The 15,106-nt window shown below is 35.6% G+C and carries 11 protein-coding genes; 1 reads left to right on the top strand and 10 read right to left on the bottom strand.

Annotated features, from left to right (window positions below; translation table 11 throughout):
- Positions 1 to 2: 2 nt before the first annotated feature.
- Positions 3 to 1,931: a tetratricopeptide repeat-containing sensor histidine kinase gene (locus tag AC2A1G_RS09015; RefSeq protein WP_484046590.1), complete on the bottom strand. Its 1,929-nt coding sequence runs from the start codon at positions 1,929 to 1,931 to the stop codon at positions 3 to 5.
- A 127-nt stretch (positions 1,932 to 2,058) separates the two neighbouring features.
- Between AC2A1G_RS09015 and AC2A1G_RS09010 the strand changes: the two genes are divergently transcribed.
- The gene (locus AC2A1G_RS09010) at positions 2,059 to 2,907 is read left to right on the top strand and encodes a T9SS type A sorting domain-containing protein (protein ID WP_484046589.1); all 849 of its coding nucleotides are present in this window, start codon (positions 2,059 to 2,061) and stop codon (positions 2,905 to 2,907) included.
- Between the two features lie 271 nt (positions 2,908 to 3,178).
- On the opposite strand, the gene AC2A1G_RS09005 is transcribed toward AC2A1G_RS09010, so the two are convergent.
- From AC2A1G_RS09005 to AC2A1G_RS08965, 9 genes are all read right to left on the bottom strand, one after another.
- Positions 3,179 to 4,132 carry a transketolase family protein gene (locus AC2A1G_RS09005; RefSeq protein WP_484046588.1) on the bottom strand — a complete coding sequence of 318 codons (954 nt, stop codon included), beginning with the start codon at positions 4,130 to 4,132 and terminating at the stop codon, positions 3,179 to 3,181.
- 11 nt (positions 4,133 to 4,143) lie between these two features.
- Positions 4,144 to 4,992, bottom strand: coding sequence for a transketolase (locus tag AC2A1G_RS09000; protein ID WP_484046587.1), 849 nt, complete (start codon positions 4,990 to 4,992; stop codon positions 4,144 to 4,146).
- A gap of 6 nt (positions 4,993 to 4,998) precedes the next feature.
- On the bottom strand, positions 4,999 to 5,652 hold the full coding sequence (fsa, locus tag AC2A1G_RS08995) for a fructose-6-phosphate aldolase (RefSeq protein ID WP_484046586.1): 654 nt from the start codon (positions 5,650 to 5,652) through the stop codon (positions 4,999 to 5,001).
- 45 nt (positions 5,653 to 5,697) lie between these two features.
- Positions 5,698 to 7,734, bottom strand: coding sequence for an alpha-glucuronidase (locus AC2A1G_RS08990; RefSeq protein ID WP_484046585.1), 2,037 nt, complete (start codon positions 7,732 to 7,734; stop codon positions 5,698 to 5,700).
- A 211-nt stretch (positions 7,735 to 7,945) separates the two neighbouring features.
- Positions 7,946 to 8,911: a glycoside hydrolase family 43 protein gene (locus AC2A1G_RS08985; protein WP_484046584.1), complete on the bottom strand. Its 966-nt coding sequence runs from the start codon at positions 8,909 to 8,911 to the stop codon at positions 7,946 to 7,948.
- A 41-nt stretch (positions 8,912 to 8,952) separates the two neighbouring features.
- Positions 8,953 to 10,080, bottom strand: coding sequence for an endo-1,4-beta-xylanase (locus tag AC2A1G_RS08980; RefSeq protein ID WP_484046583.1), 1,128 nt, complete (start codon positions 10,078 to 10,080; stop codon positions 8,953 to 8,955).
- Positions 10,081 to 10,082: 2 nt separating this feature from the next.
- A complete protein-coding gene (locus AC2A1G_RS08975) occupies positions 10,083 to 11,537 on the bottom strand; it encodes an MFS transporter (protein ID WP_484046582.1) in 1,455 nt (484 codons plus the stop codon).
- Between the two features lie 31 nt (positions 11,538 to 11,568).
- Entirely contained in the window at positions 11,569 to 13,500 is a 1,932-nt protein-coding gene (locus tag AC2A1G_RS08970) for a sialate O-acetylesterase (RefSeq protein WP_484046581.1), read from the bottom strand.
- Positions 13,501 to 13,980: 480 nt separating this feature from the next.
- The gene (locus tag AC2A1G_RS08965) at positions 13,981 to 15,042 is read right to left on the bottom strand and encodes an aldose epimerase family protein (protein ID WP_484046580.1); all 1,062 of its coding nucleotides are present in this window, start codon (positions 15,040 to 15,042) and stop codon (positions 13,981 to 13,983) included.
- Positions 15,043 to 15,106 lie beyond the last annotated feature (64 nt).

The raw sequence follows: 15,106 nt of genomic DNA, 5'->3' as shown, positions 1-15,106 counted from the left end.
CTTTATAAATTTTGATATTCTTTTAACTTATCTACCTTAAAACTAATTACAAATGTACTTCCCAATTCGGCATTTGACTGAATTTCAAAAATTCCATTTAAAGCGGCAATCCTAAACTGAATGTTTTGCAACCCTAAACCATAATCAATCTCATTCGGATCAAAACCTCTTCCATCGTCTTCCACAAAAATAAACAGATCCATTGCTCTTAATCTAATTTGGACATTTACATGTTTCGCATCGGCATGCTTGATGGTATTTTGTAAAAGCTCTTGTACTATTCTGTATATGATAAGCTTAGTGTTTTCTTCAAATTCAGGAATTTCTTTATCAAATTGAATAATAATTTCCAATTTAGTTTTTTGTATTATGTAGCTACAATATAAATACAGAGCCTCTTCCAAAGTATTATCCTGTAATATTTGAGGAACCAAGTTGTGTGCTACACTTCTTACCTCCTTTACTGTTTGGCTTAGATTTTTTCTGACTGTATTTAGCATCGTAATATCGGGATTATCTTCCAAAATTTGATCAATATTAAGTTGAGATACTGCCAACATTGCACCTATACCATCATGCAGCTCTAATGCAAGCCTCTGTCTCTCTTTTTCCTCCCCCTGAATCATGGCCTTGAGATTAGAAATATCCTGTTCTTTTTTTAAGGTTTCTATCTTAGTTTTTTGTTTTCTCTTTAGATTAAATATGTTGTAACATAAAAAGAATAATAAAATACCACCGAAAACAACATAAATGAATTGTTTATTTCTTTCTTTTTCCAATTGAAGATTTTTTGAAATAATGAGTCTGTCTTTTTCAGATGTTTTGTATTTAACTTCTATCTCATCAATTCTTTTCTTCACTTCTTCACCACTTCTTTTTTCTTTCAATGCCTCAAAGCTTTCTAGATGAAAAATTGCCTTGTTATAGATTTGTTTTTTTTTATAGATATTGTAAAGAAATTCATGAGCATACATTGCTCCTTCATCACTAAAATACTTTTGTGATGCTTCAAGAATAAGCTCAAAATATCCTGTAGCTAAATCAAATTGATTGTTTACAAAATAAATCTCGCCGATAGTACTGTACGCGGCAAGCAATGTTTTGAGATCTGCGATTCTACCCAAATTTATTACTTCACTGATTTCTTGTACTGCTTCACATATTTGACCATTTTTATACAACAAATTACTCTTATTAATCATTGCACTAACTGCTGTTTTATTAATTTTATGCGCTAGGCTGAATTGCTTGGTTTCATCAAAAAGCTGCAATGCATTTTTTGAAAACGATCCTGGTTTGATAGCCTCTATATATGCTTTGGTATTTAGCAAGTCAGCGGTTGTTATATAATCCGGATTTTCCTCAAGTATTCGGTTTGCTTTATTAATATTTTCGATTGCATTTGAGATTTTATTTGTAGAAGCAAAAATATTGGCAGTAAGAATATAAAGCTTAGATTCTAACGAAGAACTTTGATTATTTTTCTTCAAAGTTTCCAGACTTTTAAAAATATATTCATAAGACTTATCAAAATTATCCATGGTATAGTAAATTTTGGCAATTCTATATAAAGTTTGAGGAAGTTCAACATTTCCATTTTCGACTTCGTCCGCTAAATTCAATGCTTTTTTAAAGTATGGCAAGGCGTTTTTGTAGTCTCTTCTTTGTAAAAACAAATCACAAATATTCAAATAATGTTGAGCTTTCCCCACAGTACTTAATGCTGAAGGATTTTTATCCAGCAATTTTTTTATCTGATTTTTTAAAACTTCATTTGAAAAATCCTGAATTAATTTTTGTCTGGCAAATGATACATCAGGTAAAGTATGATTGCAATCAACCTTATTTTTGGAGTAATAATTAATGAATGTTAGAATTGAAACCAAATATGTCAGTTTAACAAAAAATATTTTTAGCATTACATTCTTCATAATTAGTGAACAATAATACAAATAAACACTATAAATATGAATAAAAATTAAAAAACAAATGTTTTCATTCTATTATCATTACTCAAATAAGCGAATATTTGAATAATAATTAATCAAACAATTTACTATGAAAAACTTTTACACTTTCTTTATTTTAACATTTGGAATAATTACTGCTTATTCTCAACAATTTACAAGCACAACAATCACAGCCAATGAAAATGGTTATCCTTTTGCCACCGGAAAAAAACTACAGGCAATCTATACTGCTTCAAAATTTCCGTCTGCTTCAAGTGGTTATATTACTACCCTGTATTTTCGTGGATTTGGTGATGGTAGTGCAACGATAACCAATTTTGAAATAAAACTTGGAACAACTTCGCAGAATAGTTACACAGCTCAAACAGATCCTTTTATAACAGGACTTACTACAGTATATAGTAATTCTTCATTAACGTTAAACGTTGCCACAGATCAATGGATAGCAATTCCTCTAACAACACCATTTCCATATACGGCTGGAACAAATTTAGTTCTTGAAATCAACAGAATAAATAATACAGGGGATCAATTTTTTGTTTATCATTCTATAGAAACTGATGGTTGTAAGCTATTAAATATCAACTCAACAACAGCAACAAATGGCGCGGTGGTAGGATCTGGAATTAATTTCAAAAGGCTTCCTGCATTTGGATTCGATATTAGTCAATCTTTGGCAGTTAACAATATTGAGCTTTTAAAAAACGATGTAATCCTATATCCTAATCCTGCAAGTGAAATAGTAAACATAGAAAATAGATCGCGTTCTTCTCTAAAAAAAATTACTATTTACAATTCCGCAGGACAGCATGTCTACAGATCAGATAGTCCCAAAAATAAATTTTCAGTTGATGTATCTGATTTTCCTTCAGGTGTATATACCGCAAACATCCAGTTTGAACAAGGAGAGATAAGCAAAAAAATAATCATTAAATAACATATCTATACTTAGTTAAATTAAAATTACATAACAGAGTTTAATTAGATATTATCCACGACCGACATTATCGATGTCGGTCATTTTTTTGATGATTTGAAAATTAAGAAACCGTTTATTTAATAGGTATTTTCATTTCGCCAGATTTTAAATAGACTTTAATTTTATAAATAAAACAAAAAACAACAACTAAATTGATAATTGTTGTTTGATGAATATCAGTTTTAAATCTACATAGAAGGCTTATGCATTAAAATTCATCCAAAAATAGTTACTTTCTGTTAATAACCTTTTTTACAGCTTCCACGATAGCCTCAGCACTGAGTCCGTATTTTTCCATCAGTTCTGCCGGCGTTCCGCTTTCTCCGAAACTATCGTTTACCGCAACATATTCCTGAGGAACATAATATTCGGTTGTCAAAACCTGTGCAACACTGTCGCCAAGTCCACCCAATCTGTTGTGCTCTTCGGCTGTTACAATGCAACCTGTTTTTTTGATTGATTTTAAAATCGCTTCAGAATCCAATGGTTTAATGGTATGAATATTAATAATTTCTGCATCAATTCCCAACTCTTCCAAGATTTCGCCGGCTTTGATGGCTTCCCAAACCAAATGTCCGGTTGCAACAATCGTCACATCTTTTCCTTCGTTTACCATCCATGCTTTTCCGATTTCGAATGTTTGATTTTCATCCGTAAAAACAGGAATTACAGGACGTCCGAATCTCAGATAAACCGGACCTTCGTAATCTGCAATGGCTATGGTTGCAGCTTTGGTCTGATTATAATCACAAGTATTAATTACCGTCATTCCCGGAAGCATTTTCATTAATCCGATATCTTCCAAAATCTGGTGTGTTGCCCCATCTTCGCCCAAAGTTAAACCTGCGTGGGAAGCGCAAATCTTGACATTCTTATCCGAATAAGCTACTGATTGACGAATCTGATCGTAAACTCTACCAGTAGAAAAATTAGCAAAAGTTCCTGTAAACGGAATTTTACCTTCGATTGCCAAACCTGCTGCTATACCAATCATATTCGCTTCTGCAATGCCGATTTGGAAAAATCTTTCCGGTGCTTTTTCTATGAATTTTTCCATTTTCAAAGAACCGATAAGGTCTGCGCAAAGTGCCACAACATCCTGATTTTTGTCCGCCAATTCCGCCAATCCAGCTCCGAATCCACTTCTCGTATCTTTACTTTCTGTGTATGTATATTTTTTCATTGTTATTCGTTTTAATAATCGCCCAAAGTTTCTTCTAATTGGTCTAATGCTTTTTGCAACTGCTCATCGTTAGGCGCTTTTCCGTGCCAAGCGTGCGTTCCCATCATATAATCTACACCGTAACCCATTCCGGTTCTCAGCAAAATACAGATTGGCTGTCCTTTTCCTGTCAAAGATTTAGCCTCGTCCAGAACTTTTACAATTTCTTCCAAATCATTTCCATTTTCTACTTCCAGAACTTTCCAGTCAAACGCTTCAAATTTTGTTTTAAGACTGCCTAAAGAAAGGACTTTGGAAGTTGGCCCATCAATTTGCTGCCCGTTGTAATCTACGGTTGCAATCAAATTATCAACCTTGTTGTGAGAGGCGTACATTATTGCTTCCCAATTTTGACCTTCCTGCAATTCGCCATCGCCGTGAAGACTGAAAACCAAGTTCTCATCTTTATCCAATTTTTTACCAATAGCGTGACCAATTGCAACCGACAAGCCTTGTCCTAAAGAACCAGAAGCAATACGGATTCCAGGCAAACCCTCGTGGGTGGTTGGATGTCCTTGTAATCTGGAATTTAGTTTTCTGAAAGTTGCCAATTCTGATTTATCAAAATAACCGGCGTGTGCCAAAATGCTGTAAAAAACCGGCGAAATATGACCATTGGAAAGATAAAATGCATCTTCACCTTTGGCTTTCATATCGAAGCCTTCTTTGCGTTTCATTGCATCAAAATACAATGCAACCAGAAAATCTGTACAACCCAAAGAACCTCCAGGATGTCCGGATTGACAAGCGTGAACCATTCTTACAATATCCCTTCTCACCTGAGAAGCGATATTTTGTAGTTTTGAAATATCGTGAGCCATAATCAATTATTGCATTTTTTGTGAATCTTTGATGAACTGCTCCAATCCGCTATCTGTCAAAGGATGTTTTAGTAAAGATAAAATCGGTTGGATAGGACAAGTCACAACATCAGCTCCGATTTTTGCACAATTGATAATGTGCATACTGTGTCTCACCGATGCCGCCAAAATTTCGGTTTCGTAACCATAATTATCAAAAATCAGGCGGATTTCTTCAATTAGATTTAAACTGTCTGTCGAGATATCATCCAGTCTTCCAAGAAAAGGGGAAACATAACTTGCTCCGGCTTTGGCCGCCAATAGCGCTTGCCCTGCTGAGAAAATCAACGTACAATTGGTTTTAATTCCTTTGTTGCAAAAGTATTTTAAAGCTTTTACGCCGTCTTTTATCATTGGGATTTTCACCACGATGTTTGGATGAATTGCGGCAAGAATATCACCTTCTGCAATCATTTCTTCGTAAGTCGTAGAAAGCACTTCTGCCGAGATATCGCCATCTACAATATCGCAAATATCTTTGTAATGTTTAAGAATTGCTTCGTTTCCGCTGATGCCTTCTTTCGCCATCAATGACGGATTGGTTGTTACACCATCAAGAATTCCTAAGTCATTCGCTTCTCTTATTTGCTCTAAGTTGGCTGTGTCGATAAAAAATTTCATTATAATTTAAGTTTTTAAGTTTTATTAATTTTCTTTGATTTTGAATTAATTGTGATGTCCCATATTGAGTTTGATTTTCTTCAAATCTTCCAATTGATGAACTGGTTTTTCAATATCACTTGGGATTGGCTGTTTCGAAAAAGTCTGAAAATAAAGCAGACAGGCATCTTTCCACCAAACTGCATCTTTTTCCTGAATTTTTAATTTCGCTTGAACGGATTTGAATCTCTCTTCATCAGCAAAAGTTTGTAATCTGTCCCAAGTTTTTTGATAGTTACGGACATTTATCACACCAATATCGTATTTAAAACAAAGTTCTTCCCAAAGCGTTTTTCCATCTTTCATTTTGTAGTTCCAAGGAACGTGATGGAACCAAAGAATTAGATTTTCAGGAGTAGTTTTGATATTCTCGTAAGTTTCATTGAGTGGTGGAAAATATAGAGAAACCGCATTACTTCCCGTCTTAGTTCTGTCAAATCCTACTCCATTTACATCAGCTTTGTGATAGTAAACAGGCGACCAATCGGGTCTTCCACCTTTGTAATCGCCCCAAGGTTCTGGTCCGTAATGATGTCCTGAAGCAAAAATGTGATGAAGTCCCAGAGGCATCATATAATCCACAGCCGTTTCGCGGGAAGACAACATTATTTCTTTTACAGGTTTTACAAAATCCTGATTATCTGTAAAAGTCATTTTAATCCATTCATCTGCAATCTGTTCCGAAGACAAATCGTGGTTCCAAGCCAGGCGTCCGAAAGCATACCAATTGGCTTGTGCAAAGTGATGACCTGTCCAATTTGTGTCTTCGCCAATATTGGCTACAGCAGAAATCGCAGTGATTTTATTTTTCATCAAAGTTCCATCTGTTATTTTTGCAATCGTAGAACCTTTACCAAAAGAATAAGTATCACTGTCCAGATTTTCCTTGAACAACGGCGCCAAATAAACCAAATGATTCGAAAATCCAAGATATTCCTGTGTGATTTGAAATTCCACCATTTCCGGCGTTTTTTTCAAAGCTCCAAATAACGGATTGAAAGCTTCTCTTGGCTGGAAATCTATCGGTCCATTTTTGATTTGAATAATCACATTATCACGAAATTTCCCATCCAACGGAACAAATTCCAAATAAGCTTGTTTTGCTCGGTCTTCTTTACTTGGACTGTAAACAAAAGCACGCCACATAATTATTCCGCCAAAAGGTTTTAATGCATCTGCCATCATATTCGCGCCGTCTGCGTGGGTTCTTCCGTAATCTTGCGGACCAGGCTGACCTTCGGAATTGGCTTTAACCAAAAAACCTCCAAAGTCAGGAATCAGTTTATAGATTTCAGACGCTTTTCCTTTCCACCAGTTTTGTACATTTTTATTCAGTGGGTCAGAATTTTCAATTCCATCCAAAACTTTTGGTGAAGAGAAATTAACCGATAAATAAACTTTAATTCCATAAGGTCTGAAAATATCAGCTAAGATTTTCACTTTCTCCAGATAATCTTTTCTAAGGATATTTGGAGACGCATTGACATTATTTAAAACCACAGAATTAATTCCGATTGATGCATTAGCTCTTGCATATTCTTTGTAACGGGGCGAAATTTTATTAGGTAAATCTTCCCATTTCCAAAGAGAATGTCCTGCATAGCCGCGCTCAATTGTTCCGTCCAGATTATCCCAATGATTCAGAATTCTGACATCGTAAGAAGGTTTTTCTGTGATGTTCAAATTGCTGATATTGGATTTGGTTTGTTGAAGTCTCAAAATGTGATAAACACCGTACAGCAAACCAATTTCTTTGCTAGATGAAATGCTGATTTTGTGTGATGATGATTTGATGGTATAACCATCTTTCAGGTTCTTCAAAGCTTTATCAGTTCTTAATTCCACAGCCTGTCCCTGCCAGAAATTGGTTAATTCATTTTTAGCAATTTCGATGGTTGGATTGTTTCCTTTTGAAATGATTTTATCTGCAGAAATTCCGTTTTTGACATTCGGGAAACGAAGCCATAATTTGCTTCCGTCTTCAGCGAAGAGTGAGAATGGAATTAATAAAAACATTAATATGTAAGCTTTGAAATATTGCATTTGAAAAGGTTTTTGTCCGCGAGTTCGTTTTCGGTTATATATTGAACCCTGCCGGGTTCGTTGTTGGTTTCCATAATGTTTCCCATAGGTTTCACCTACGGCTACTAATATTGAGCCCTTCAGGTTCTGTGGTTTGTTTCATTCCATTACCATAGGTTTCACCTACGGCTACTTTTGTTGAACCCTTCGGGTTCTGAGGAAATGATTTAATTTAGTCTAAACCTTCGATGGTTTTGAAAGTTCCGTCTTCGTTGTATTCTAATTCTACGACTTTCATACTTCTGAGCCAAGTTTTGCCTTCACTCGGAACTGAATCGTGGAAGAACAAATACCATTTCCCTTTGAATTCCGCAATACTCTGATGAGTGGTCCAACCAACAACCGGCGTTAAAATCACACCTTGATAAGTGAACGGTCCATAAGGATTATCCCCAATCGCATAACACAAAAGATGAGAATCTCCGGTAGAATATGAGAAATAATATTTGCCGTTGTATTTGTGCATCCAAGATGCTTCGAAGAATCTGTGAGGATTCCCGTGCAATAACTCGTCGCCGTTTTTATCCAAAATCAATAAGTCTTTTGGCTCTTCGGCAAACTCCAGCATATCATCACTCAACAGAGCTACTTTTGACGGAATTGCCGGTTCATCTTCGTTTGGTAATAATGCAGATTCCAGAGCTTTGTTATTTCTGTAACGTTGCAATTGTCCGCCCCAGATTCCTCCGAAATACATATAATGTTTGCCTTCATCCTCGAAAATACAAGGGTCGATGCTGTAACTTCCCAACATCGGATGTTTTTCAGGAATGAAAGGTCCAGAAGGTTTATCGCTTATAGCAACGCCAATTTTGAAAATATCATTTTTATCTTTCAAAGGATAATACATATAATATTTGCCGTCTTTGTGCGCCACATCGCAATCCCACAACTGGCGACCAGCCCAAGGAATATCTTTTACAGAAAGGACAACGCCGTGGTCTGTTACTTCCCCATTTTCTACATCATCCAAAGAGAAAACGTGATAATCATTCATATCGAAATGGTCGCCATTGTCATTCTCTTCTATTCCACTTTCTCTGTCGTGGGATGGATAAATATAGATTTTGCCTTCGAAAACGTGAACAGATGGGTCTGCCATATAATCTTTCGGGAAAAGGTATTTTGCTTTGTTCATTTTATTGAGATGTTAGATTTTAGAAATTAGGTATTAGAGTTTTACTTTTTCTCAGCTAGTTTAAATATTTTTTCAACAACAGGTTTTGCCTGAAACTTTCGGTCAAACAGTAAAGTATAGTCGGTTCTGCCCTTCACAGGAAAATCATTTTTCCAGGATTGAGCATCGGTCACACCCCATAAAGTCACACGACGTATTTTGTCCTGATGCTTCAAAAACAATGAAAAGAAATCAAGATATCGCTTTTCCCATTTTTCTTCCACTTCTTTTGGAAGACCTTCCGTGTAAGGATTTATAGCCTTGTTGTATTCGTAAGTATCAGCAACATTGGCTCCCGACTGACCTTTTGGAGAAGGAATAGCGCTGATGTCCAGTTCTGTGATATTTACTTTGACGCCTGCCTCACCATATTTGACAATAGCGTTTTCATATTCTGCCATAGATGGCCCATCCATTCCTACGTGAGCCTGCATTCCTACACCATCAATTCTGATTCCTCTCGATTTTAAATTTTTCACCATTTTTACAACGGTCGCTATTTTTCCGGGATACCATTCATTATAATCATTGTAATAAAGTTCTGCATTCGGGTCTGCTTCGTGAGCATATTGGAAAGCCAACGGAATAAATTCTTCACCAAGAATTTCGTAGAACTTTGATTTTCGATACGAACCGTCTTCCATTATAGCCTCATTGACAACATCCCAGCCTTTCACTCTCCCTTTATATCGGGAAACAAAAGTACTGATGTGGCTTTTCATTCTTTGCTTCAGAACTTCTGCAGAAACATCTTTTCCATTCCTATCAACGAAAAACCAAGCCGGAAGTTGAGAATGCCACACTAAAGTATGCCCTATGATAAACATATTGTTCTTTTCTCCGAATGCTACAAACCTATCGGCATCATCAAAAAAGAACTGACCCTCTTTAGGCTGTATATACATTGATTTCATACAGTTTTCTGCAACAATCGAACTGAACTGTTTTTTGATGATTTCCACAGATTTTGTATCTGTTCCGTGAATTTGAGGAAGGCTTACTGCAGTTCCAACATAGAATTTGTTTTTAAAAGCTTCTTTTAAAGCTGTAACATTCGAAGTTCCTGAATTGGCTGTTTTACACGACACTGTAAGCGCCATTATGCTTAATAATGTAATAATCTTTTTCATCGTTATCCTTTTATTTTTCGTCTTTCGTTCAAATCTCTTTCAATCTCAATTTCCTTTTTCTTGGTAATCTCATAGAAGAAAAGCAATCCACAAGCTATAAAAAATGGAATGGACGGGAATATACTGACCAGCATTTTGGCACCGGCTGAAACGCTTTCCGGCTGAATGACATTCACGGCACCTTCTGTCGAAATGTAGCCGTACTTTCCTATGATTAATGCAACAAGAGAACTTCCTATACTTAATCCTACTTTTAAACCTACCATCATTGCAGAAAAGATGATGGCTGTGGCTCTTCGGTTGTTTTTCCATTCAGAAAAGTCGGCAACATCTGCAATCATTGCCCAAAGCAAAGGAGTACCGATACCATAAAAGAACCCGTGTATGATTTGCGAGAGAAACATCATTCCAACAGATTTTGGCGGATAAAAAATAAATGCCACTATAAATAAAGTTGAAATAAATAACGATGCAATGAAAGCATCTCTTTTACCATATTTATCAGCAAATCTCTTTGAAAATGTAATACCGATAATCATCATAATAATCCCACCTGCATTGAAGAGCCCGAAACCTGCAGAACGCGGGTCTTCACCAAAGAAATTCATTCCTATTGAATTAAAGAAATTGGTGATGGGTGAAATAAAGCTTTTCAGTGCTGTCTCATCAACATAATTATTAAAATAGTAAACGTAAGAGCCGCCTTTCATCGCCAGTGTAATGAAAATCAAAGCCGTAACAATCAGCATAATTATCCACGGTTTATTTTTTTTCAAATCTTTTAAGTCTGCACCTAAAGAAGATTCCTGCTCCGGTTTTGGGATGACCCTTTCTTTGGTCGTGAAAAAAGTGATGAGCAACATAACTGTTCCGATAATCGCCAGCCAAGTCATTACAATCTCAATTCCGACTGCCTTATTACCATCTCCAGCAGATAATATGATAGGAAGCATAAATACCTGAACAAAAAACTGAGCAAACATTACTGCCACAAACCGGTAGGAAGAAATACTGTTTCTCTCGCCCATATCTCCGGTGATAACGCCACTCAAAGCAGCGTATGGTAAATTATTAGCAGCATACAATAACAATAATATTGAATATGTGATTGCTGCGTAGATCATTTTACCACTGTAAGAAAAATCAGGTGTGCTGAATGCCAGCAGAGCAGCTACGCCTAAGGGTATTGCTGTAAATAAAATCCACGGGCGGAATTTTCCCCACTTGCTTCTTGTACGGTCTGCCAATGCGCCTAATAATGGATTGAAAATAAATCCTGCAATTAATCCGACGACAAGCGTGATAATAGAAGCATCCTCTGCCTTCAATCCGTAGATATCAGTGTAGAAGTAAGCTAAGTAAGTGACCAAAGTCTGGAAAACCAGATTGGCAGCCAAATCGCCGAGACTGTAACCAACTTTTTCAATTACTGATATTTTCTGTGTATTATTGTCCATTTTGAGATTATAATTCTATTAAATTAAATTTTTATTCTGTTGTGAAAGGCGATGCAGGAAGATTTGTTTTATTTCTGAGATTTCCTTCCGGATTATCTGCCCAATCGTATCTCACGGAAATCGGCTCTTTTAGTTCGTCATTCCAAACAATGATTTTTTTGCTTTCAATTTTAGCATTTGCCCATTTGTAAATTCCTGTTTTATCCTTTATCGCGAAACCTTTTAAATCTGAAACAGGGTCAAAATCATCTGTTCCTTTTTTGAATGAAAGAACGATTTTGTTTCCATCAATTTTCATCGATTCATAAACAGGTCCGTCTGCAACAATCTTTTTGTCTTCAAACCTCAATGCCTGTAAAGCCAATCGTTCTCCAACTGCTTTTTTATTAAGAGGATGAATGTCATTCCATTCTCCCACATCAATAGTTACTGCCAATGCAGTATTGGGAACATTTAAAGAAACTTTTCTCTGTTGGTCTCTCAGCTCAGCCCATTTGCTTTCGACGGGTTGATCTTTAACTTCCATAAAATTGGCAAGCTGCACCACAATGAAAGGTAGAGGATCACTTCCCCATTTAGTCCGCCAGTCTGTGATCAATGTAGATAGCAGATTACCATATTCCTGAGGTTTTCCAGTGTTACTTTCTCCTTGGTACCAGACAAAACCTTTGATTTTATAGTTGATCAAAGGGTTGATCATTGCGTTATACAATCCTGTTGGTTTCCAGCGGATAAAGGTCTGTCCAGGCGCCACTTTTTCCATTTTAGCTCCAATCTTATATTTCCAAACTCCTGTCAGATCTATTTTTTGTCCATCGATTTCAAGGTAATACGGTTTATCTCCGATTAATTCGCCTCTTCCACCACCATTCGTGATTCTTACTGAGATGACATTTTTACCTTCCTTCAAAATTCCTTTTGGAACGTCATACCATCTTGGCGGATATTCATACGTGACATTACCTACTTTTACACCGTTGATGTAGGTTTCGTCAGCATCTTTAATTCTTCCAAGGTTTAAAAAAGCCGATCGATCAGACTGATTTTTCGTTAAATCAATTTCCTTTCTTAGCCAAACCGAACCATCAAAAGCACCTTCTTTATCTTCCCAAGAACCTGGAACATTCATTGTTTTCCAGTCAGAATCATTTAATGAAAAATATTTCCAGTTATTTGATAATCCAATGTCTGTCTGATCCAGTTTTGCATACCATTCTTTACTCAATTTCTGATCATTAGATTCTGTTGCTTTTATCAATTCGTCATTTTTCCACTTTTCCGCTTCTTTCAGATATTCGGGATATTTTTTCAGGCTTTTTTCTTCCATCCAAGCCTGAATTGGGGAACCTCCCAAACTTGCGTTGATAATTCCAATGGCCACATTGTTTTTTTGATTTAATTCTTTAGCGAAAAAATAAGCAACAGCCGAAAAATTGACGATTGTCTCCTGATTGGTTGTTTCCCATTTTCCACTTGCAAAATCAGTCTGCGGAGATTTAAAATTATACTTTTGAGGAACGGTAAAAAATCTGATGTGTGGATTATTGGCATTCTTAATTTCCTCTCCATAAAGCGGTTTCACTCTGCGCATCGGAAGCTCCATATTCGATTGTCCCGAAGCCAGCCAGACGTCGCCGATCATAATATCCTTCAAAGTAATTTCATTGATGGTCATAACATAAGGACCGCCAGATTTTATCTTTGGTAAATTGATTTTCCAATCGCCATTGTCATCTGTTACAGCCGTATATCTTTTATTAAGGAATGTCACAATAATCTTTTCCTCAGCATCAGCTTTTCCCCAAATTGTAATTTTCTGATCTCTCTGCAAAACCATTCCATCAGATACTAAAGCAGGAAGTTTCACCTTAGCAGACAATAAATTTCCGCCTAGAATTATTGAGGCAAAAAAGACAAAGATTTTTAATTTCATGACCATATTTTTATCGAAGTCGATTTTCATATATCTATTGTTTTTAAAAATAACTGAATCTATCTATATACAAAACATTTTTGCCGATGATAAAAAAATATCTTGTAAAAAACGTCCGAAATTTTTTTTCTAAAATGTGAAAAAAATACTAGCTTATCATAAATAAGAAGATTATGCAATCACTAACAAATCAGCGGAATAAACCGAAATTATCTAAATGCAAATTGTTTCAAATCTAATAGTGGATCTATCGAGAAATATTAAAACAGACTTATCGTATTTTTGAGAATATCCTTTTAAAAATTTGCGCTATTTACACACTCATTATTTCGCTGTAATTTTAACATTATTTTAACATTCTGTTCATCAATATTTAATATTATATTCACAAAAAATCATCAATTTTCACTATAAAATATTACAGAAAACCCTCACAAAAAGCTAATTTTCCTCCATTATAAAATACAGTCAACCATCTGTTGAATAAAGTAATTGCTAATTTTTCGAAATCTACGTACTTATTGAAAATTTATAAATGGTTTTGGTACGATATTTCATTCCCGGTTTCAGCACGGTTGAGGGAAAAGATGCTTGATTGGGAGAATCGGGAAAATGCTGTGTTTCCAGACAAAAACCTGTTCTAGGCTCATTTTTACCTCCCGTTTTGTTAGTAAATTTTCCATCGAGATGATTTCCAGAATAGAACTGTATTCCCGGTTGATCAGTAAAAACCTCCATAAGCCGTCCCGTTTTTGGTTCATAAACTTTTGCGACAGACCGAAGCCCTTCACCGTCTAAAATCCAATTATGATCATAACCATTCCCTCTACTTAACTGTTTATTTTCAGAGTCTATATCTTTACCAATAGTTTTTGACACTGTGAAATCAAATGGCGTATCTTTTACGTGGTATTTCCTACCTGTTGGAATCATATTTTGATCAATTTCCAAAACTTCGCTGGCATTTATCTGTAATTCATGATCTGTAATCACCTCATTAAAATTCCCTGACAGGTTGAAATAAGTATGTTGTGTAAGATTGATAACCGTTATTTGATCTGTTTCAGCCTCATAAGAGATTTCCAGACCATCATCATCAGTTAAAGTATATAAAACTGATGTTGTTAAAGTCCCTGGAAAACCTTCTTCACCTGCAGTGCTAACATAAGTTAGTTTTAAAGTAGAATTTTGAGTATTACATATAGTTTCCACCTGCCAGAACTTTGTGTGAAATCCTTCTTTACCACCGTGAATGCTGTTTCTCCCATTATTGGCATTCAATTCAAATGTTTTTCCTTCAAGAACAAATTTTGAATTTGAGATTCTGTTGGCATAACGGCCGATAATAGCACCAAAAAAATAATGATTGTGATAGATGTACTTTTCAGTATCTGTATAGCCTAAAACTACATCTTTATAAATTCCATTTTTATCAGGAGCGGTGAGTGAAGTAATAATTCCTCCGAGATTAATTACTTCTATCATCATTCCATTTCTGTTGGTAAGGATATGCTTTGTAATAATATTACTCTGCTGTCTAACATTTTCTCCTACTGATTGTACATTGGTCATATTAATATCAAATTAGAATTATTTACAAGTCAGCAAAAACTTTTTTTTTAAGACTTAGATTAAT

The sequence above is a fragment of the Chryseobacterium sp. HNCC26DJ240 genome (genome assembly GCF_057180485.1).
The sequence above is the reverse complement of the archived record's forward strand: the minus strand, read 5'-3'. Positions and strand labels throughout refer to the sequence as shown.

Bases quoted from the DNA above. Each gene is read 5' to 3' on its own strand.
- AC2A1G_RS09015 (WP_484046590.1), bottom strand. From the start codon at position 1,931: ATGAAGAATGTAATGCTAAAAATATTTTTTGTTAAACTGACATATTTG.
- AC2A1G_RS09010 (WP_484046589.1), top strand. From the start codon at position 2,059: ATGAAAAACTTTTACACTTTCTTTATTTTAACATTTGGAATAATTACT.
- AC2A1G_RS09005 (WP_484046588.1), bottom strand. From the start codon at position 4,132: ATGAAAAAATATACATACACAGAAAGTAAAGATACGAGAAGTGGATTC.
- AC2A1G_RS09000 (WP_484046587.1), bottom strand. From the start codon at position 4,992: ATGGCTCACGATATTTCAAAACTACAAAATATCGCTTCTCAGGTGAGA.
- fsa (WP_484046586.1), bottom strand. From the start codon at position 5,652: ATGAAATTTTTTATCGACACAGCCAACTTAGAGCAAATAAGAGAAGCG.
- AC2A1G_RS08990 (WP_484046585.1), bottom strand. From the start codon at position 7,734: ATGCAATATTTCAAAGCTTACATATTAATGTTTTTATTAATTCCATTC.
- AC2A1G_RS08985 (WP_484046584.1), bottom strand. From the start codon at position 8,911: ATGAACAAAGCAAAATACCTTTTCCCGAAAGATTATATGGCAGACCCA.
- AC2A1G_RS08980 (WP_484046583.1), bottom strand. From the start codon at position 10,080: ATGAAAAAGATTATTACATTATTAAGCATAATGGCGCTTACAGTGTCG.
- AC2A1G_RS08975 (WP_484046582.1), bottom strand. From the start codon at position 11,537: ATGGACAATAATACACAGAAAATATCAGTAATTGAAAAAGTTGGTTAC.
- AC2A1G_RS08970 (WP_484046581.1), bottom strand. From the start codon at position 13,500: ATGAAAATCGACTTCGATAAAAATATGGTCATGAAATTAAAAATCTTT.
- AC2A1G_RS08965 (WP_484046580.1), bottom strand. From the start codon at position 15,042: ATGACCAATGTACAATCAGTAGGAGAAAATGTTAGACAGCAGAGTAAT.